Source organism: Streptomyces sp. NPDC003036 (genome assembly GCF_040611175.1).
GTDB lineage: Bacteria > Actinomycetota > Actinomycetes > Streptomycetales > Streptomycetaceae > Streptomyces.
Map to the genome: position 1 here is coordinate 132,784 of NZ_JBEXNO010000009.1, position 18,997 is coordinate 151,780.

The window sequence follows — 18,997 nt, forward strand, 5'->3', positions numbered from 1 at the left end:
ACGGTCGGGACTCAAGAGGTGATCTCCTTGACGATCTGGCGCATGACGCGTGACTGGGCGCAGGCCGGGTCATAGGCGAGGAGCGGCCGGCGTGCACGCGCGGCTTCCCGCTGCTCCTTGCGTCGAGGGATGACTCCTATGACGCGGGGTTCTTCGAGGGCGTACCACTCGTTGAGCGAGCTGGTGACGACGTGTCCGTCGCGGGCGTCGTAGAGATTGACCACGAGTCCGAGGTAGGTGGTCGTGATCCGCCAGTCGATCATGCCGTCGTCGATTTGCTCTACGAGCATGGTGTAGGCGTCGGCTGACGAGTCCTCTGCCTGCACCACGATGATGATCCCGGACTCTCCTTCCCGCTCGCCGTCCCGCTCCCGGCCGTAATAGATCGCGGCATCCATCGCCATGCCCAGGCTCGGCGGGCAGTCGATGATGATGACGTCGTAGTGCGCCTCAAGGGGTTCGAGGGCATGCTCGAGGGTGGCTTGCCGGTTACGGGCAGCCGAGATCATGACGTCCAGCAGAAAGGCGTCCTGACAGGAAGGCAAGAGATCCAGGCGACCGCCGAATCGCTCGTCGTCCACGGGGACAACGAGGTCATGGATGTCGCCGGTGACCTGCCGAGACATGAACTTCGCAAGGCTGGGACCGTTCGCGGGGAGCTGCTTGACGCCAAGCTGCTTGCTCAGGTGGCCCTGCGGGTCGTAGTCCACCAGCAGTACCCGCAGCTGCGGGGCCTCGTATGCATCATCTGCCTCGACGGGCGCGGGCGCTCCGGCCTCGGGTTCTTGCTCAGTCAGGAGGGCTGCAAGCCGGGCAAGTTCGGCGTCGCCAGGAAATGCCCCGCCAGCGAGACGGGCGAGTTCGGCATCCTCAGCAAAGGCAGCTCCCAGGCCGGCCGTGACCGCGGTCTTCCCCACACCCCCTTTCTGGTTGCAGACGATGAGGCGGCGCGTGGTGCGCTCGAGCGGCTGGTGGCGGGGGGAGGGGTGTGTGGTCAGCCAGAGGGTCACTGCCTGAGCGAGCCCCTGAACGTACGGAATTCCTCTCTTGCTGCACTCCGCCTTGAACTGCGAGGTGCTCGCTTCCGTGAGCCAGGTCGCGAACGGCGGTGCTCCCGCCGTGTCGACCTGGGGAACCACCCCGTGCGGAGCGGCCTTCCACTCGCTCATCGCATCGGCCACAGCGTCTTGGATGTCCACGCGGAGTTCTGCCGCGCGGATCTTGAGATTGGCTTTCAGGGAAGCTGGCAGCTTGAAGGTAACCTTCTGCCTATCCCCTTGATCATCTGAGGGCAACATGAGGCGAGCTTACTTACCTCAACGAGGTTTGGGGAAGTTGGCGCGCCGCTGTACGCCCCCCTGAGGGCCTGCGACAGCTGCCTCCACCCCTTCACACCGGCCGTCGCGAGATCGGCCGCGTGAGCCCCTGTTCTGAGGGTCACCTTTCTGGTGACTTGGGAAGTATGGGCACCTCACATGCCTGAGCCGGGCATCACCAGTGCCCGGACCTAGGGAGGGCGGCACGGCCGACATCGGGAGGATCGCCGGGCAACTTCCGAGACCACCGCGGCCGCGTGCGATGTGACCGCCCAGAGCCGTCGACGAGCGAACAAGCGATAACCGCACGGTAAGTGAAGCCGGACGCCCCGCTGCGTCCCTGAACAGCTGCGTAGCAGTGCTGGGCCGTCGGTCACTTCCAACGGAAGAAGAGCTGCTCACCCGGTCCGGCGCCCAGACCGATCGGACGCCCTGTCAGGACGAATCCCACATCTGTGGTCTCACCTGAGTTGAGCACGGTGAACCCGTGGCGCGCGTAGTACGGGCCCAGAGCGCGTTCGATCTCACTGCCGGGCCGATGCGTCGGCCGGGCCTTGCTGGACAGCCACTTCGCGCAGCGCAGCAGCGGTGAGCGCCAGGACCGCGGCGATGACCCGCGGCTCCTCTCGGAGTTCGTAGATGATCCCGAGCATCCGCTCCCGGCCCGCGGCGCCGTACGGCACCTGCTCCAGCACCCGCCGGACGGTCTCCCGGGCCCGGCCGGTGGCGGCCACCTGGTCCTCGACGTGCCCCAGCTCCTCGTCGAGCCGCCCGCCGAACAGCGCCCGCTGTTCCTCGGCGGCGGCGAGGACGGTGAAGACGTCGGCGTCCGCCGGGACCAGGCAGTCCAGATCCGGGACGCCGGCGGGGGTGCGCAGGTGGGCCGGGCAGTCCTCGAAGACGATGACAGCCAGGCAGAACTGGGCGACGTGAAGGGTGTGGAAGGGCGAGAAGTCCGCGGCGTGCGCGGCCAGGACCGGCAGGCCGGCCGTCAGAGAGGCACCGGGCCGGGACTGGGCGAGGGTGTACTCGGCAGCGCGCTGCTGCACGATCGTCCAGTAGTGGTTCACCAGCGGTCTCCGTCCCAGTCGTCGTCATAGTCGGCGTACAAGCCGGTGTCGTCCGGGGCGTTCAGCGTGACCACCGCATCCCGAGGGCCGACAGTTCCCTCACCCGCTCGGGCGCCAGTTTGTTGCCCTTCACACGCTGCTGACTGATCCAGGCACCCAGCCGTACAGACTCGCCGTTGATGTACTCGGTGTGGCTGCGGGGGACTTCCAGGTTCCCCTCGCGCTGGTGGTACTGCCGGGCGGCGGCCAGGTTCTGGGCCCACATCTCGGCCCGGGTGCGCTTGGCCGGCGCGGCGGTGATGTGCAGCATGCTGGTGAGCATCCATTGCTGGGTCGCGGTCAGCTTGGTGAATCCGGCGCGCTGCGCGGCGGCCCACTTGCCCAGGTCTTCTCCGTCCGCGATGGCCACACCGGCCTTGTCGGGCAGAGTGCCGCCGGCCTTGATGTGCAGCCAGGCGAGCCGGAACGCGCGTTGCCAGTCGATGCTCCACGCCGGACACCAGCCGGGGTCGATGTCCTCCAGTGCCTGGCGCCGCTCGGCGGACAGGGGGGCCGTGCCGCCCTGCGGCTCGGGCAGGCCCTCGGCGCGGCAGCGTTCGAGCTCGGCGGCCCGGCGCGCGGCTGCACGCTGGTTCTTCAGCCAGCGCCCTACCGGGTACTCGCCGACGACGGCGTCCACGGGTGCGGCGAGGCCCACTTCGTGCTCGTCGGCCCAGGCCGCGGCTGCGGCCAGGCCCTGTTCGAAGCTGGCGTCGAAGTGTGACCACACCATGCCGAGGGCCTGGAGCTGGGCTGCGCGGTCGGTGTCCAGGCGGTCGACGTTGTAGTGCCGGCGGCAGTCGGCGAGCCACACACCCAGGGGGAATTCGGCCGGGGACCAGTTGGCGGGGGTGCGGTAGCCGTAGGGCACGCGCAGGTCCTGGTGCTCGGCGGCGTAGCGCTGTGCGGCTTGGATGCCGCGTCGCCAGTGCACCCGCTCGGGGTTGAGCACGCGCAGCTCGATGAACGCGGCCAGCTGGCGTGCGTCGCGCGGCGCGGAGAACCGCAGCAGGTCCTTGGCTGGGCGGCTGGCGGCCGGGGTCCCGTCGCGGTCGGCGGCCTGGTTCACGTTCTCGTCGACGTGGGGGGTCTCGTCGCGGGGCTTGGGGAGGCGGGTGCGGGAGTTGCCCGGGTCGGTGAGCTTTTCGATGCGGGCGTCGTGGGCGCGCAGAGCGGCGAGCAGCTTGGTAAGACCGTTGTATGCGGGGGAGGTGAGCATGGCGTCCGGCGTCTCGCCGGGGGCGAGGAAGGCGGGGACGACGAGGGTGGCGATCTTCCCTTCGCCGGGGTGCATGCGCAGCGCACGGCCGACGGCCTGGACCAGGTCGGGCATCGAGCCGCGGACGTCGCAAAAGATGACGGCGTCGCATTCGCGGGTGTCGACGCCCTCTCCGAGGACCTTCACGCTGGCGATCAGCCGCAGCCTGATCTCGGTGCTGTCGTCGGTCGTCTCGGCGGCGAACTGTCCGAGTACGCTCCGCCGGTGTGCGGGCTTGTGCTCGCCGTGCAGCCACTCCGCCCACACCTCGGTCTCGGCCGGGTACAGGTCGGGGGCCTCGGCATGCAGTTCGCCGGCCTTGCTGGGCAGGCCTAGGGCGAAGGCCTCGGCCTCGGCGACGCGCTGGTGGAAGGAGAGCACGCGGCGAAGGTCTTCCTTCGCTGTCACCTTCAGCGTCGCAGTCTGCAGCGCGCCCAGCCGCTTGCCGCGTACCTCTTCGCTGCCGTCGCCGGCGGTACGCAGTGCCGAATTCAGTGCCGGGTCCTGCACATCGACGACCAGGACCTGGTACGGGGCGACGATGCCCCGCTCGATCGCCTCTTCCAGCGAGAGGTGAAACGCGACCCGGCCGAACAAACCCTCGGGGTCGTCCAGCATCGAAGCGACCAGCTCACCCGGGCCGCGGCGGCCGCCGGGCGCGTCGTCATCGGCCTCTCCGGCCTGCCACACGCGCGGTGTGGCGGTCATATAGAGGCGCCGTTCGGCGGGGATGCGGGTGTTGTCGTGAACGACGGCCCAGGGCTTGCCGATCCGGCCGGAAACCCGGTGCGCCTCGTCCACGATGATCAGGTTCCACAGCGGCAGGCCCGCCGTGTGGGCCTTCTCCAGCAACCCCAGGCCGAGGGAGGCATAGGTCGCGAACACGGTGACGCGGCCCGCGCGAGTGAGCTTGACCAGCTCGTCGGCGTCGGTGGTGTTGGGGAATCCGACCTCCTCCGACTTGAGGGAGGAGACACCGAAGAACGGTCCGGGCCGGCCTCCGTCGCGCCAGGCTCGGGCGGTCTGCTCCAGAAGGTCGAGCGAGGGGACCAGGACCAGGACGCGGTCGGCGTTGAGTTCTTCGGCGGTGTGCACGGCGACCAGCGTCTTGCCGCTGCCGGTGGCCATGATGACTTGGGTCCGCAGGCCTGCCGGTGGCAGCGGCGTGCCCGCCGGCAGCTCGAGCTCGCGCACCGTGGCGACGACCGCCTCCGCCTGGTGCTCCCTCAAGGGCTTCAGCATCTTTGTGTGTCCCACTCTCTGCGCGTTGGATGAGGCTTCCAGGTAGGGACCGTTGCCGTCCAGCTCACCCCAGGGTTTCTCATACAGCTGGGCGGGGGAGTGGCGGCCGGCTCAGCGGTCGTGGCCGCCGACGGTGCGCATGCCGGAGAATCCGTCGTGGACGAGCCGCGGCACGGGAGGGGCCGCTCGTGCCAGCGCGGCATGGGCGAAGGCGTGTGGTCGGCACCGGGGCGCTGGCCTGGTGAGTGGTCGGCCGGTCAGGAACACTGGACGGGCTGGGCCGGCCGCCGTGGTCTGGCGCCAAGGCGACAGCGGCACGCCGCCCGTCTTTACGGCGTAAAGCTCTCGTCAGAGCGGTCCGTCCTCGTGCAGATCTCCGTCCGAACCACGACGGGCCAGCATTTGTGCAATGTCGGCGTCCTGCTCCTCTTGCCAGGCCAGGTACTCCTGCCGGATGTATCCGCGGGGGAAGGCGGCCCACTGGGCGTCATCGGGGGCGATCGGCCCGATGCTGGTGCCGTGCTCGATGTCGTAGTCGATGAGCCTCTGGATCGGCCGCAGGGCTCCGGTCTGCGCCTTCCCATCGTAGGGGTGGGCGTTCAAGGTCTGCCGGTCACCGAGGGCGGCGTACCGCAGCAGCCACTCGCGCGCGGGGATCGAGCGCCGCAGCCGCATCAGTTCGTCTGCTTCCAGGCGCAGGGGCGGCGCCGGGGCGTAGGCGACTTCGGGGGAGGGGGGGCTGGTCATGAGGTCGATGGCTCCTGTGGGTTCGCATGTGGAGGGTGGAGTTGTTGCCGCTCACCGGTGGGCTGCCCCCTCTTGGGGTGCCGCACATCGAAGCGTTCCGAATACCCCTATTATGCATAGTAAGAGTATGCATAGCAAGTAAATTCCTTCGGGTTGCCGCGGGGTCAATCTGGGCGACGGCGTCCTCGACCAGCTCGAGATCGGCCGCCGCGCGGACGGGATGTGATGGCGTGCCACCGGGGCGGGGTGCCGGTTGGTGACGGCCGAATGTCCCCAGGCGTGGAGTGCGCTGGGGGTGTCGCGAGTGCACGAGTTCGCCGCGCGTCAGGTCGGCGTCGGTACATCACGTACAGCTTGGGTGTACCCCCCGCGGTGGGGTCGTCAGGCCGGGTCGGGCGGCCGATTGCCGCTGAGTGACTGGAGTGTCGGCCGCCCCGGAAAATCGAACGGGCGTATGATTCTGGCTATGGCCGAAACCGACTTCCCCGATGATCTTCGAGCTGCGCAGACCCGTCTCCACCAGGCGACCTCCGAGCTGGCCGCGCTATGCCGGAACCTGCCTTGGAGCGTCGAGCCGCTGCCTGGCTGGCCCGGGATCCAACACCCGCACACCGGGGAGGTCACCGGCGGCCGCCAGGACAGTCCGGGCTGGACCGAAGAGGAAAGGGAAGCGGTCGCCCGGCTGCGAAACGAGTGCCTCGACCTGTCCCTCTGCATCAGCACCCACCCCTACTGGTACAAGATCGAGGCCGAGAAGCGCGCGCAGGCCCGCTCGGAACTGAAGAACCTCACCCGGCAGGTGGTAGTGCCAGTCTCGGACGTCACCGAAGCCGCCTGACCGAAGCCGACGATGCCCCCCAGGGCTGGATCGTGTCCGATCGACTGCCTCCCCCGTACCTGCCCGACGGCGAGCGCAGCTCAGCGGCGACGCACCACGCGGCGGTGCCTCCGGCCGACAGCCGACGCCGTCCTACGCGGCCGAGACGACCGCGCGCACCTGGGCCAGGCGGTCGAGGAGGCCGTCGGCACCCCAGGCCGCGATCCCCCGGGCCGCTGCGGAGACGGCGAGTACGGTCGCCCGGTCCTCCTCCGCCAGCCCCTTCCACGGGCCTTCGCCACCGTCTCCGGCGAGGCCCCAGACGGCGGCGGCGACGTCCTCGGCCATCGGCACCGTGGACAGCCACTCGATCCCCGCCGGCGGCATCACCGCCCGGCTGCGGAACGAGAACGCGGGGTCGGCACGAACGGCGTCGGCGAGCATCCCGTCGAGCTGCTGGAGCATGTAGCCGCGGGCCAGCTCGTCGCCCTGAAGTCGCGCGGCTGCGACCTTGTCGACGTCGCCGGCGACGTACGCCATCACGAGGTCGACCGCCCTCGTCTCCCCCTCGATCTGCTGCACCGGGATCCTCTGCTGCATCGTCATGCCGTGCTCAACGAGCACCAGGAGCAAGGGACTCACCCCTGCTTGAACGGATCTCGATAGATCCCCCACCACCTATGCATCACGAGACCGACGGCCGCCACCACCGCGTGCACACACGAGGGCTCGGGCACCGCAAGCCCCCGGCCGGGTGCGGGCACCCGTGATGTTCATAAGCCATGTCCCAACACCCATGGGTGTCCCGGCGCGTGCGCGTCCCACGCGGCGTTCCCGCACGTCAGGGTGTGGGGTGTCCCACGGTGTCCCATCTGGCGGTGGCCACTGGGCGGATGCGGGATGGGCCCAGCAAAGTCAGTGGGGGAACCGGGGAGACGCGGGCCGGCGTCACCGGACCTGTCGTCCGCCGACCGCCAGACGAGGGGAACAGGAGAGGAAGCGATGCGTAAAACCACGTCGTTCGCCGCTGCGGCGGCTGCGGCCGCCGCCCTTACCTTCGGCACCACGACCGTCCCGGCCGCCGCCGACGCATCGGCGGGAGCCGCGGCGCGCTGCTCCATCAAGGCCTTTGGCTATCAGGGTTACTACAAGTGCGGAACGGACGTGTGGAAGGGGTACATCGACTGGAACGACGACGGTCGGACGGACGAGGTATTCGTGATTGCCCCAGATCGCACCATCTGGCACACGTGGAAGAAGGCCGGGGGGTGGAAGGTGATGCCGGGCAATGGCCGTGCGGACAACATGGTGGGCGAGAACCACGTGGGTGGCGGGCGCCGCTGCGTCGTCGTCTATGTCAATAAGGGCTACCACTACTGGCAGAACTGCTTCTACAAGGGCAAGTGGCACAGCTGGAAGCAGACCGGCTGACGTTCGGCCGACCTCGCGGGCCGCGTGATCGCCCACACCGGAGCGCACCTGAGCAGGCACGGCGGCGAGGAGGTGCGTTACCGGCTCATCAACCCTCTATGCCGAGGACTCGAGCGCCGGCGCTGCGTGTGCGTTCAGCCGGTCACCTGATCTGTTGCCAACGTCTGATCAGGTCGTGGAGCGCGAGTGCCAGGCGACCTCGACGTCCAACAGCTGCTCCTGCACTAACTGAGCCATGCCGTCCGCCTGGTTACGAGGCAGTCTCAGCAACGAGCCTATAGCTGCCGATCAAGACGGGTTCTACCGCCGCCCACCGGCCGATGGCCGAGACGCCGGCTCCTCTGAAGGAGCGGCACCGGGCGGCGGTCGGATCGTGGCCGAATAGGTGGCGGCGAGTGAGAGGCATGCGGCCGGCGTCGGGCCGGGGCGCTCGGCCGCAGGGTGAAGGCACCGGGGTCGACGCGCCCTGGGCAGGGCCCTGGCTCTTCCGCCCCGCGCCAGGCCGCGCAGGCCGACCTGCCCGCGCCGGGGGATGCCGACCGGAGTGGAGGTCTGGGTAGCGGCGAAGCCCTCCAGTGGCCACCGGCGTTCACTGCTTCTCCATGCCTGGCCCCTTCTTCCCTGGCGGCGGCTGCCGAAAGTCAGCGGCTCCAGTCCTTGAGCCCCGCAGCGATTTGCCGTACGCCGATGCGGCCAGCAGCGGCCTGCTCGACAAGGTCGATGGCCTCCTTCGAGTTCACGTTGACCGTGAGCCCGGAGGCGTGGAGGTATGCCGCAGCCACAGCGGCGGCGAACAGCTCGTTGGAGTGCTCGAGGGCCGGCACGCAGACGAGCTGCTGCAGCAGGGCTGCGGCCCGGTGATGCGGCTGGTTGTAGACCGGCGTATCCATCACGCGGAACCCGTGCCGGGCCCGAGCGGCCTCGAGAGCACCCCAGTCGACGACCTCTGGGTCCCCAGGCAGCTCCCGGTGCGCGATGTCGAGCAGCCAGGGCAGATCAATCTGAAGGATCATGTCGTGGACGTGGTTCAGGCGGCGTCGACGCTGCGGCCGGTGGGGCCCCCGAAGCGTTCTGCGAAGGCCTCGGCGTGCTGGCTGATGAAGGACCGGGCGCCCTCCACGAAGCGGACCCGCGTGAGGTCGGCGTCCAGGACCTGGCCGACGTACGCCTCGGCGGCCACGCGCTTCTCCGCCGCGGCGCGCTGCAGCTGCTCGTACGCCTCGTCGCTGATCTCGATACGGATTTCCCGAGCCATGCCCCCACGGTACCGGCAGGCCACCAGTGGCGGCAGTCAAAGCCCACAGTCAGCTGAATGGGCAGCGTGGGGATGCTGTGCCCGGTGGCGCCAGGAGCCGTCGGCCAGCCGAATCGGCTGCCAGATGGCTGGGGCCTGGCCGGGCCTCAGCCATCTGAAGTCACCCGACGGATGGAAGCGGGGCTCGAAGTACAGCTACCCGGTTCACAGGTTCTCGCGCCACGCTCGGATTTCCAGGCCGACGATCGGTGTTCCGGGCTCGATGCGGCCTGTCTCGACCAGCCACCGTTGCACCGCAGCGGCGACGTCCCCGCCGGCGGCATCGACCATGGCCTTGAACTCAACCGCGTCAAAACCCTGCATCCCGGATCCCGGGCCCCCGGTGTTGTTGGCGTAGGCACGCTCCTCCGTGCCGTCACGCCGCTGGACGACGTTACGGCGCACGCCGGGGGAGTCGGCCAGGCGACCCGCATCGTGGGTGAATGCGCCCTTGCGGGCCCGGACCGTGAACGCGATCTTTCCCCGGTTCACGGCCGCGTCTTCCACGACGGGGCGCAGCCGACTGGCCCCCGATGCGATGTGCTGGCGGCCGGCCTTGGCCAGGGACGACGACCACTCCTTGAGGGGCTTGCCGTCGGGCCCGATCACCGGCCTGCCCCGCTCGTCCTTGACCGTCTGCTCGGCGCGGATGCGGTTCTTACCGCGCACCCGGGCCTTGTAGCCAGCCTTGTTCAGCCGCGGCTGGACATGTCCGGCCGCCAGGGCCTTGAGACTAGCGATGTCGCGCGGGCCGCCGGCCTGGACCTCCTGGACCACGGCGCGCAGCGCCTCCACCATCGACGCGCCCTTGTTCTTCGTGAAGAACTGGCTGACCAGGGACGGGTCGCGCCCAAGGATCTCCCCGACCTGCTTCTTGTTGAAGCCCGCATCCAGCAGATGCTCGGTGAGCCGCGCCGCCTCGTTGCGCTGGGCACGGCGGCCGCCGGCGCTCCGCCTCCTTCGCGGCGTCACGCCGCCACCCCCTCGTCCTCGTCAACGCACTCGTGATCGCAGTACGTCGCGGTGTCGTCGTCGAACTGATCGTCCCCGCCGGCGCCGCAGCTGTGGCACTCCCATTCGGCGCTCCAGGTCACCTCTCCGCCGCGGTCGCAGTCGTGCCCGGAAGACGCGGTGTCCTCGTCGTCCCACACCGCCTCACCGGACGCCCCGCACTCCGGGTGCTCCCACCTGCCGCCCCATGCCACCTCAGCGTTCACAGCTCCTCCGCCTCCAGAGCGGCACGACCCAGGCCCTGCAGCACGTAGAACTCCTCATCGGTCGTGGGGGTCGTCTGCTCCCACGCCATGGCGCCCTTGAGCAGGTAATCGCCCGGCTCGCCGCTGTACGGCCAGTCGGGGCGCACCGAGCTGTAGATGGCATCGGTCCGGAACGCGAGGATCGATCCCGCCGGCAGGTGCAGCGCCCCAGCGCGCGCGGGCTTGCCCGTCGCCGGGTCCTTCGAGCCGGTCGGGCCGGACAGCAGCGCGGCCCGGGCCGCCGACCACACGCCGGCCGCCCACTCCGGGTGCGCGTACGGGTCGCGGGCGAAGCCGCCGTTACGCTCCCAGGTGACGTGCGTGTCCGTCAGGCCGGTCAGCCGGGCGCCGTCCGGGATCTCCGGGACCTCGCCACCGGCACCGAGCTCGAGTGAGCCGGTGGTGATCCGCGGCCGCTGCGCGAACGTCCCGATCCCGTACAGCAGGATGCTGCGGACCGCGCGGGAAGCGAGCCGCGCGGCCTGACGCTGCCGCTCGTCACCGTGCACCTCGCCCAGGGCACGCAGCGAACGCCACGCGTCCTTCAGCTTGTTCGACCAGTCCTTGAGCGGGTCGCCCTTCTCCCAGACCAGCCCGTCGAGGATCTCCAGCTTCCAGGGCTGGAGCGGGTTACGCAGCGCCAAGTTGATCTCAGCGCCGCCCGCCCAGGTAGTGAAGGTGCGGCCGCCCTCGTACGGGTAGTGCCAGGACCGCTCCCCGGGGGCAGGCGCCGGCAGCAGCCCGACGTGGTCCCAGTCCTTCGGGATGGTCACCCGCACCTGCCAGTGGCTGGGGGAGAACAGCGCGTCGGCCTGTTCCTTCTCGCTCATGGCCGCGAACGCGGCCGCGGTCACCCGCTTCGGTACCCCGACGCCGGAGGTCCAGGTGTGCTTGGCGTAGGCGAAGGTGCGGTCGGCCTCGTACCAGCCGGGCACCCGCTCCGGCACGCGCGGCGGGGTGATCAGTTCGGTGCGGCCCTGCCCGGCGGTGGCGTGCAGCAGGCCGCGGATCTCCTGCGACATGACCGGGTAGCCGTCCGCCCACTTCGCGCCGGCCTTGGCGGGGATGGTCCGCGACCACAGGTCCCGGCCCGTCTGCGACGGCGAGCCCATCAGCACGACGTCGTCCCAGTGCCGGCGCAGGGCCTTCCACAGTTCGACGAAGGCGGCGCGGACAGTGGCCGGGTCGGCGCCAGCCGGGTCGAACCACTCACCCACCGACCTGATTTCGGTGTGCTGGTCCTTGCCGCGCTGCCAGCGGCCCACCGGGTTGCGGGGGTGGACCAGGTGGCCGGCCTGCCGGTCCTTGCCGCGCGAGGACTCGACCTGCCAGCCCTCCGGCAGCGGCCCGTTCAGCCACTCGGCCACGGCGTCCTTGAGGAACTGGTGCCGGGCGGCATTCTGGTGCCAGGGGTCGCCAGCCGTGATGTAGATGCGCTCCACGTCAGCGGGCACCGTCGCGTACACGGCGGTGAGGATCTCCGCGACGCTCGCGCGCCCCAGGTCCAGGGTGACCGTGCCGGCCTGCCATACGAGCACGCCGGTCGCGGTGTCCAGGAAGGCCATCTGCCGCGTGGCCTGCTTGAAGTTGGGCCGCTTCGAGGTCAAGTTCGGCTCGGCGTAGATCCAGCGGTCACCGGTGGCGCCTGCGGGGATCGACGGCAGCGTCCGCTCCTGCTCTCCGTCCGGCACGACCGGCGCTGCGGGGGCTGACGCGGGGGAGGGCTCGGGCGCCACGTTGCCCTCAGCGACGACTGCCAGGTTTTGGTCCTGGACCTCGGTGTCATCGATCTGCTGCCCGGCGTCGCTGGCGTGCACTGTGGGCTGTGCTGCGGGGCGCAGGGCGGGCGCGGGTGTCCCGTCCGGTTCCTTGATCGTCTGTGCAGGAGGATCCGGCTCGGCGTCTTCGTTGGAGACCGAATCGGTCGGTGATGGCTCCGCCGCCCGGCTGGCGGGTACGTCGGGACCGAGAGACGGGACCAGAGCAACCACGTCGATCACGGACAAGCCGGCAGACGTCGCGAGACGGTCTGCTTTTGCTTTTTCGTATGCACCCAGCGTCTGGACGTTGGCGTCACGTTCGGCGCGCAGCTTGTCGAGCTCGCTCTGGATCTTCGCCAGCTGCCGCTCACGCGGTTTGATCTCGTCGCGCACTTCGCGGAGCTTCGCGAGCCCGGCGGTATAGGCCTTGCTGTCCATCAGCAGCGTCCCTGGTAGATCGAGTGGGAAGCCCTCCGTAGGCGGCCGGAGCCGGCTTCATCAGGCGGGGCTTGTCACGGCGCGAGACATCAGTCGGTCTGAGCGTGACGGTTCCGTGCCTCATCTCGGAGTTCCTGCAGGCGGCGACCGCTGGGCAGGTGGATGTACTGGCCCCACCCGTTGATGTCGCTTCCCGTCTGCGCCTTGAGCGCTGGGGAGGGCTGCGCGAAGACGCGGCCGTCAGCAAGCTCCACCCAACCGTCAGCGGTGATGGTGGCCTCATGGGTGCGCTGCCGGCGGGGTTGGTGGTGCTGCAGTTTGTCGCCAGGCGCCGCCAGTCCGGCCTCAATGATGAACATCAGGGAGCCCGGGCCACGGACCACCTGCTCCGCATCCGGCTTCTGCTTGCCCAGAAGTTCGCGGCGTAGTACGTCGTTGGGGGTGTCGACGAGCGGTTCGCTGTGCCGCTGCAGGTAGGCGAACACCTCGTCGTCGATCTCAATTTTGCGCACAGCAACACCTCCACTTAAAACTTTACACTCCAAAGTCTGGCAGTTTTAAAGCGAGAGGGCAAGGTGGTTGCCGTGACACATGGACGACAGCGAACCCATGCGCACGCGCTACAGACGCGGTCGGCGGCGCCGACGGGCACGACGGGCTGAAATCAGGTGCCAGACCTGAGCGACCTCACCCTGTGGGAGCTGCTCGTAGAGAGACGTGGCGTAGAGGCGGTCTTGCTCGCGCAGGGCTTTCCAGCGGGGCAGGTCCCACTCCGCCAGCGGTACGAGAGCGTCGCGGTGTCGGGAGATCTCCTCCTCACAATCACACTCGCCCAGCTGAACGCGGATGCGCGCGTGAGTGGCGGCCGGCACGGGGAACTCAGCGATCATCCTGCCGAAGTCCTCCCTATAGTCCGGGTGGTCGGACCACATGCGGGCGATGCCCGCCAAGGTCCGCCACGTCATCTCAGCCTCGCCGAGACCGACCGCTCGGAGGTTGAGCCGTGTGTGCTCCGCAGCAAGCCCGGCCTGATAGGCGAGTACCGAAGCCATCCGTTCCACATCACTGGTAGGTGCCTCGGTGAGGTGGATGGCAAGACGCGCACGGACGAACCGCAAGGCATCCTCTACCAGCCGGCTGCTGAACGGCTCCGCAGCAAAGTTGCCAGGCTCCGGCAAACGGTAGCCAGCAGAGGAAACACCCATCCGACCCACTCCTCAACACTTGATCGATCTGCTGCTACTAGAACGGCGCATGAGCACTTTCGTCTCGGCCCTGCGCCGCCCACTCCCGCTCAGTCACATCGTTGAGATGCCCGTGCCGCTCCCGGCATGCCGAGCACAGGCCTGTCGGTTCCTCAGGTCGTACACGCCGCCTCGACGTACCGGGGATCCCGCAAGCACCGGCACACTCGGGCCACCCCAAACATGTAGGGCACTTGTCGTACCCATCGGCAAGAGCGGGGCTGCCGCAATTGACGCACTCGGGCAGGACTCGCTGCACCTTGCCCGTCCATGCCGGAGGCGTCCACGTAGCGGAATCCGACCGGCCGCCGTGCCAAGGCTCGCCACGGTCGGTTGACATCTGGGCGGGAATCGGGGGAGCAGATGCGGGCACTGGGCCGTCGGCTGCACGTCGCAGACGGCCAGCGATGATTGCCTCCCGACTCGTCTTGATCTCTCTAGGCCATGGCGGCCCCGCGATGACCTGGCGAATCTGTACGGGGCTCCAACCGGCCTCCAGAAGGCCGGTCACAACCAGACCCTGATCCTGCAAAACCTTCCCGGTCAGCAGAAACTCCGGACCACACTCCTGCGCGATCGCACTAAGGACCTCCACTCCCGGCGAAGTCTGCACAGTGGCCTTCGCGCCAGTCAGAAGCTGAGCAGCCGCTTCGCCAAGGTTCTGTTCCTCTAGGGCGACGCTGGTCCCGTCCTTCCCTCCGTCCGCTCTCGGGCGGCCTGAGCGATCCGCAGACGAAGGGGCTGCGGAAGGACGGAGGGACGGCTGCGGGTTCTCTGAGAGATCAATGAGGGTTAGGGGCTCATCCTGAGCCGGGGGTGGGCTCAGGATGAGCCTGGGTTGGGCCCAAGTTGAGCCGGGGGTGGGCTCATCTTGAGCCAACAGCAGGTCAGGGCCGGGCTCATCCTGAGCCTTCAGCTGGTCAGAGGCTCTACTCTTGGCCTTCTTGCGCTTCGTCGGCAGCGGGGTCTTCTCCGCGAACGTGAGCTGCTCGACGACGTTGTCGTCGTAGGCCGTCCTCGGCCGCGCCATTTGCTCCAAAAGTCGAAGATTCACCCGGGTCAGATTCGTGATCGGGTCGCCCGTGACCGGATGGACACGCCGCACCGAGCTGATGAGGCCCTTGTCGACCAACGACTTCTTCACGCGCTTGACGGTGGCGGCTGACGTCCCGCAGTCGTCCACCAGCCGCTTCTGCCCTGGCCAGCAGTAACCGTGATCATCCGTGCGGTTGCAGTAAGCCAGGAGCAGCAGCTTCTCGGCACCATCCAAGCCCGTGGCCGCGAACACGAGGCCCATGTGCGCGGCAGTCATCGCATAACCTCCGACACCCGAAGGGGAGCGCCCCTGTAGCCGCCCAGTACTCGAAGCTCAGCGAGCCGACGCTCGACGGGCACTGGGGTCCCGCGATCGGCCTGGTCAACGCGCAGCGATGCCTGCGTCGGTCCGCAGTGGCACATGGCACACCTCCAAGTGGATGTTGTGCCATGAACCTTGCTCGCCGGGGCTTGCCCAGGGGCTTGCCCAGAACACGGAAAGAGCAGGCGGGAGGCTTGCCCATCGCTGGATCTGCTGGGCAAGCCCGGAGCCGGCAATCCGGATGCGGGGTGCTTCGAGCTACCGGGGTCGCGCGGGGGTGCGACCGCGTCGGTGGCGGGAGTGCGCAGGTTTGACACGTACGGTCCCTTGATGAGGGAGCCGTGGATCAGCTGATCAAGGTGACGTGTAGCACCAGAGTGGGCCCGTGCTGGGCTTCACGCGGTGACGCCGTCTATTCTGATGGGTAGGTGACCAGACGGGCCTCGTGTCCAAGGCACCCGGCGCGGTCGCCGCGCTGACCACGACTCCGGTTGCTGCCAGGCTGGGGAGTCGCTTGATGGCCGCTCCTGTGTCCGCAGGGGCGGCCATTGGTCATTCACGCTGGATCTTGAAAAGCACGGTCGTTCTTCTCTTCAGCTCAGGGGTAGTGGGCGACGCGCCAGGCTGGCGCAGGGCACTAGGCATCGAAGTCGTATTCGAGGACGTAAGCCTGGGAGTCCAAGGTCATTTCGTTGACCTCCACGGCACGGCCCTCACCTGTGTATGCAGTTCGACAAATCTTCATCACGGGAGTGCCGCCGGACAGATTGAGGGCCGCCCTCTCGTCGTCGGACGGCATGCGGACCTGGATCTCCTCTCGGAAGTGGGCCGGCGCGAAGCCCAGGTCGGCGAGCCGTGCGTAGATGCCCCCAGGGCCTGTGTCCACCTCCGTGATGGCAGTCCCCTCGACGAGAGCAAGAGGCAGGTACGAGGTCGAGAGCAGTACGGGGCGGTCCTCAACGATGTGGCGGCGATAGCGGGCGAAGGCTTGTTCACCTGCCTCGAGTTGCAGGACGTCCGCGATCTTGTCGGGAGGCGTTACGGCGCCCAGCACTCTGCTCTCCGCGGTCAGATCCCGACTGTCGTCAGCGGAGAAGATGGAGGCACCGGATACCCACTGTTCCCGGGCGAGCCGGGCCACACCACGCCGACGGATCGGCGTGAACGGTGCAAGAACGAAGAAGCCAGCCCCCTTCCGAGACTCGACCACGCCCTCAGTCGCCAGCGTTCGCAAGGCCTGCCGAGCGGTCATGACGGCTACGCCGTGCTCCGCAGCCAGGGGGTTTTCGCCTGGAAGTCGATCGCCGGGGCCGTACTGGCCCGCGTCGATCGCCGCCTTCAAGGCATCGGCAATCTGCCGGTACATCGGTTTCTCGCGCTCTCGGCCAGTCACTCCCTCTCCCTACCTCGCTAGCGATCCTACGGCCCAAACGAAACGCCGATCACGGCGGCATCCGACACGGATCCTACATCGATAGCGAGGTGTTGACATCTATAGCGATGAGGCGTTTCCTGTTTCTCGAAACGTCGCTAGCGAGGTCGAAAACGGACGCCTAGCGCAGCGGCACAGCCATGCCAAAAACGGCCCCCGGGATTGCGCCCGGGGACCGTCGCACGAGCCGTCCGACTGAAACGGAGAAAGACCCGTGAACACCATGGTTGCAGGCCACCGACCCGCCTCCAGCCCCCGAACGGACCAGGTCGAGTCCTCTTCGACCTCCAGCTGCTGACCGGCGTGAAGACCCAACTGTGGCTGGACGCGCCGCTTAGGCGAGGCGCCTGGTCCGAGTGTTCTGGCTCTGACGGCTCCCATCGTCGCCACCTTGGTGGCGGCGGTCGAAGCGGCCAGATCTGACCGCTTGATCGCAAAACAGCAGGTGTCACCGCCCTCCGGGTGGCGGCAGTGGGGTTGAGCCCGTGCTCCCCCGGTCGAGGCGCCTGTACCTAATACCGCGCACACCGAACTACCTGTACAGCGCGCTGCGCTGTCTGTCTGCCAGGCCGCCGTACGACCGGCCGGCCTGACAGGCGGAGAGAGCAGCAGCACCAATCACCCAGGAGGACTGGATGCCCCGTATCCGCCCCGGTCGCGTCCGTACGAAGCGCCACAACCGCCGCCCCGCTCTGCAGCTCAGCACGATCGACCCCCAGGACTTCAACTTGCGTTCAGGCGAGACGAAGTCCATCGTCTGCCCCGACTGCCGGACCTGGCGCCGGCTCATGGGCGAGACCAAGCTGAAGATCCGCGAGCACACCATCAGCGCTGGCCGCGGTAAACCGCTGGTCCACTGCGACGGCAGCAACCAGGTCGTCGAAGTCGACATCGACGTCCGCGCCTGGCAGCGCCGAGCCGACCAGCTGCTCCGCGACGGCATGTGGCCCGACCAGCGGCACGCTCCCCGCCAGCACTACAAGCCGATTCCGGCCCCCGCTCCGGCACTCACGCAAATCGCGGCCGGCCTGGCCGGAACGGAGGCGGGAGACAGCCGGAGCCCGTGGCTGCTGCGCGAGATCCGCTGGGTATCCACGGCGCCGACCGTCCGCGAGACCGACGCCCGGCGCACGCAGCTGCCCGACGGTGACGCTCCGCTACAGAATCCGCCCGTCCCGCTGACCACGCTCCACCCCCAACGCCCAGCGCGCTGAACCAACTGGACGAACGACCACGGCCCCGGCCACCCCGCGATCGGGGTGGCCGGGGCCGTGGCTGCTCGTACGACCAGCCATAACGACGACAACCCCAGGGATTGGGCCCCTGGGGTTGTCCAGGACCTGCGTAGGAGGACCTGATGCCTGTCAGCATCGCACAGACGCCGTTCGTACCGGCGCCCGCGCCCGACCCGATGACCCTGGAGGCGTTGCGCCGGGTCGTCGAGGCACAGATCGGCCCGCGTCAGCCGGGTGCCATCTACCAGAACGCGGACGGTGCGTTCGAGGTAGTAGCGCTCATCCGCGACCCGCAGCGGGCCCGGGAGCTCCTCCGTCGCCGCTGCGCGCAGTGGGCGGTGATCGTCAAGGACGTGCTGCGTCCCGGTGCGGAACCGTTCGCGATCGGCTCCGCCTGGACGTCGTCCGACTACCTGGTGCGCGAGGCCAAGGCCGCTGCTGCCAGCGCTGGCGGGAGGACTCACTGATGGACTGGCGTCACAACGCGGTCTGCCGCGAGGAGGACCCCGATCTGTTCTTCCCGATCGGCAACACCGGCCTGGCCCTGCTCCAGATCGAGGAGGCCAGGACCGTGTGCCGCCGCTGCCCGGTCATGGAGCAGTGTCTGCAGTGGGCGCTGGAGTCCGGGCAGGAGCACGGGGTGTGGGGCGGGCTGTCCGAGGACGAGCGCCGCGCGCTGAAGCGCCGTGCCGCCCGCAACCGGGCCCGGAACGCGCAGGGGGTGTCGGCATGACCGACGTCGAGCGCGAGCGCATGGAGGAGGAGGTCCGCCGGGCCAACCGGCAGTCCGAGATGGACCGGCGGGCGCGCGGTGGCTGACGGCCTGTACCAGCGGTACATGGCCGCCGCCCGGGCGTACCAGGAGCACGCCAGGCAATGCGACTTCTGCTCGGAGGAACCCCAGTGTCCGGTCGGCGAGCGGCTGCACGAATCGCTTGCTCGGCTCCAGGACGCGCACCTCAACCGGCTTCGCCATCAGCGGCGCTGACCCGCCGTACAGGACGGCATCTGAAGTCCGTGCCCGCGCCGCGCTGTTCCACCAGGCCGGTCGCCCGTCGTAC

Annotated in this window: 19 protein-coding genes; 5 read left to right on the forward strand and 14 right to left on the reverse strand. The window is 68.7% G+C overall.

Annotation, left to right across the window (positions count from 1 at the left end; genetic code table 11):
* Nucleotides 1-11: 11 nt before the first annotated feature.
* From ABZX67_RS09350 to ABZX67_RS09365, 4 genes are all read right to left on the reverse strand, one after another.
* Nucleotides 12-1,298: a ParA family protein gene (locus ABZX67_RS09350; protein ID WP_355356548.1), complete on the reverse strand. Its 1,287-nt coding sequence runs from the start codon at nucleotides 1,296-1,298 to the stop codon at nucleotides 12-14.
* A gap of 542 nt (nucleotides 1,299-1,840) precedes the next feature.
* A complete protein-coding gene (locus ABZX67_RS09355; RefSeq protein WP_355356550.1) occupies nucleotides 1,841-2,386 on the reverse strand; it encodes a hypothetical protein in 546 nt (181 codons plus the stop codon).
* Between the two features lie 61 nt (nucleotides 2,387-2,447).
* On the reverse strand, nucleotides 2,448-4,913 hold the full coding sequence (locus ABZX67_RS09360) for a Helicase associated domain protein (protein WP_355356552.1): 2,466 nt from the start codon (nucleotides 4,911-4,913) through the stop codon (nucleotides 2,448-2,450).
* Between the two features lie 360 nt (nucleotides 4,914-5,273).
* A complete protein-coding gene (locus ABZX67_RS09365; protein ID WP_355356554.1) occupies nucleotides 5,274-5,672 on the reverse strand; it encodes a hypothetical protein in 399 nt (132 codons plus the stop codon).
* A gap of 466 nt (nucleotides 5,673-6,138) precedes the next feature.
* On the opposite strand from ABZX67_RS09365, the gene ABZX67_RS09370 reads away from it, so the two are divergent.
* Nucleotides 6,139-6,510, forward strand: coding sequence for a hypothetical protein (locus tag ABZX67_RS09370; RefSeq protein WP_355356556.1), 372 nt, complete (start codon nucleotides 6,139-6,141; stop codon nucleotides 6,508-6,510).
* A gap of 132 nt (nucleotides 6,511-6,642) precedes the next feature.
* Here the strand turns inward: ABZX67_RS09370 and ABZX67_RS09375 are convergent, their stop codons facing one another.
* Nucleotides 6,643-7,095 carry a hypothetical protein gene (locus ABZX67_RS09375; protein WP_355356558.1) on the reverse strand — a complete coding sequence of 151 codons (453 nt, stop codon included), beginning with the start codon at nucleotides 7,093-7,095 and terminating at the stop codon, nucleotides 6,643-6,645.
* A gap of 396 nt (nucleotides 7,096-7,491) precedes the next feature.
* Between ABZX67_RS09375 and ABZX67_RS09380 the strand changes: the two genes are divergently transcribed.
* Entirely contained in the window at nucleotides 7,492-7,920 is a 429-nt protein-coding gene (locus tag ABZX67_RS09380) for a hypothetical protein (RefSeq protein WP_355356560.1), read from the forward strand.
* 641 nt (nucleotides 7,921-8,561) lie between these two features.
* Here the strand turns inward: ABZX67_RS09380 and ABZX67_RS09385 are convergent.
* From ABZX67_RS09385 to ABZX67_RS09425, 9 genes are all read right to left on the reverse strand, one after another.
* Complete coding sequence (locus ABZX67_RS09385) at nucleotides 8,562-8,933, reverse strand: fic family toxin-antitoxin system, toxin component (protein WP_355356562.1); 372 nt, start codon at nucleotides 8,931-8,933, stop codon at nucleotides 8,562-8,564.
* 14 nt (nucleotides 8,934-8,947) lie between these two features.
* On the reverse strand, nucleotides 8,948-9,175 hold the full coding sequence (locus ABZX67_RS09390) for a hypothetical protein (RefSeq protein WP_355356564.1): 228 nt from the start codon (nucleotides 9,173-9,175) through the stop codon (nucleotides 8,948-8,950).
* 204 nt (nucleotides 9,176-9,379) lie between these two features.
* The gene (locus tag ABZX67_RS09395) at nucleotides 9,380-10,186 is read right to left on the reverse strand and encodes a hypothetical protein (protein WP_355356566.1); all 807 of its coding nucleotides are present in this window, start codon (nucleotides 10,184-10,186) and stop codon (nucleotides 9,380-9,382) included.
* Nucleotides 10,183-10,431, reverse strand: a complete 249-nt coding sequence (locus tag ABZX67_RS09400; protein WP_355356568.1) for a hypothetical protein — start codon at nucleotides 10,429-10,431, stop codon at nucleotides 10,183-10,185. The genes ABZX67_RS09395 and ABZX67_RS09400 overlap by 4 nt, the downstream gene beginning before the upstream one ends.
* Nucleotides 10,428-12,668 carry a Mucin-19 gene (locus tag ABZX67_RS09405; RefSeq protein WP_355356570.1) on the reverse strand — a complete coding sequence of 747 codons (2,241 nt, stop codon included), beginning with the start codon at nucleotides 12,666-12,668 and terminating at the stop codon, nucleotides 10,428-10,430. Before ABZX67_RS09405 ends, ABZX67_RS09400 begins: the two co-directional genes overlap by 4 nt.
* Before the next feature lie 89 nt (nucleotides 12,669-12,757).
* Complete coding sequence (locus ABZX67_RS09410) at nucleotides 12,758-13,180, reverse strand: hypothetical protein (protein WP_355356572.1); 423 nt, start codon at nucleotides 13,178-13,180, stop codon at nucleotides 12,758-12,760.
* Nucleotides 13,181-13,288: 108 nt separating this feature from the next.
* Nucleotides 13,289-13,873, reverse strand: a complete 585-nt coding sequence (locus ABZX67_RS09415; protein ID WP_355356574.1) for a hypothetical protein — start codon at nucleotides 13,871-13,873, stop codon at nucleotides 13,289-13,291.
* A gap of 37 nt (nucleotides 13,874-13,910) precedes the next feature.
* Nucleotides 13,911-15,224 carry a helix-turn-helix domain-containing protein gene (locus ABZX67_RS09420; protein ID WP_355356576.1) on the reverse strand — a complete coding sequence of 438 codons (1,314 nt, stop codon included), beginning with the start codon at nucleotides 15,222-15,224 and terminating at the stop codon, nucleotides 13,911-13,913.
* Nucleotides 15,225-15,906: 682 nt separating this feature from the next.
* A complete protein-coding gene (locus tag ABZX67_RS09425) occupies nucleotides 15,907-16,635 on the reverse strand; it encodes a GntR family transcriptional regulator (RefSeq protein ID WP_355356674.1) in 729 nt (242 codons plus the stop codon).
* Between the two features lie 701 nt (nucleotides 16,636-17,336).
* Here ABZX67_RS09425 and ABZX67_RS09430 point away from each other — a divergent pair.
* The 3 genes from ABZX67_RS09430 to ABZX67_RS09440 all read left to right on the forward strand — a co-directional run bounded on the left by ABZX67_RS09430 (nucleotide 17,337) and on the right by ABZX67_RS09440 (nucleotide 18,669).
* Complete coding sequence (locus tag ABZX67_RS09430; RefSeq protein WP_355356578.1) at nucleotides 17,337-17,915, forward strand: hypothetical protein; 579 nt, start codon at nucleotides 17,337-17,339, stop codon at nucleotides 17,913-17,915.
* Nucleotides 17,916-18,058: 143 nt separating this feature from the next.
* On the forward strand, nucleotides 18,059-18,403 hold the full coding sequence (locus ABZX67_RS09435) for a hypothetical protein (protein ID WP_355356580.1): 345 nt from the start codon (nucleotides 18,059-18,061) through the stop codon (nucleotides 18,401-18,403).
* Nucleotides 18,403-18,669: a WhiB family transcriptional regulator gene (locus ABZX67_RS09440; protein ID WP_355356582.1), complete on the forward strand. Its 267-nt coding sequence runs from the start codon at nucleotides 18,403-18,405 to the stop codon at nucleotides 18,667-18,669. Before ABZX67_RS09435 ends, ABZX67_RS09440 begins: the two co-directional genes overlap by 1 nt.
* The last annotated feature ends 328 nt before the right edge of the window (nucleotides 18,670-18,997 follow it).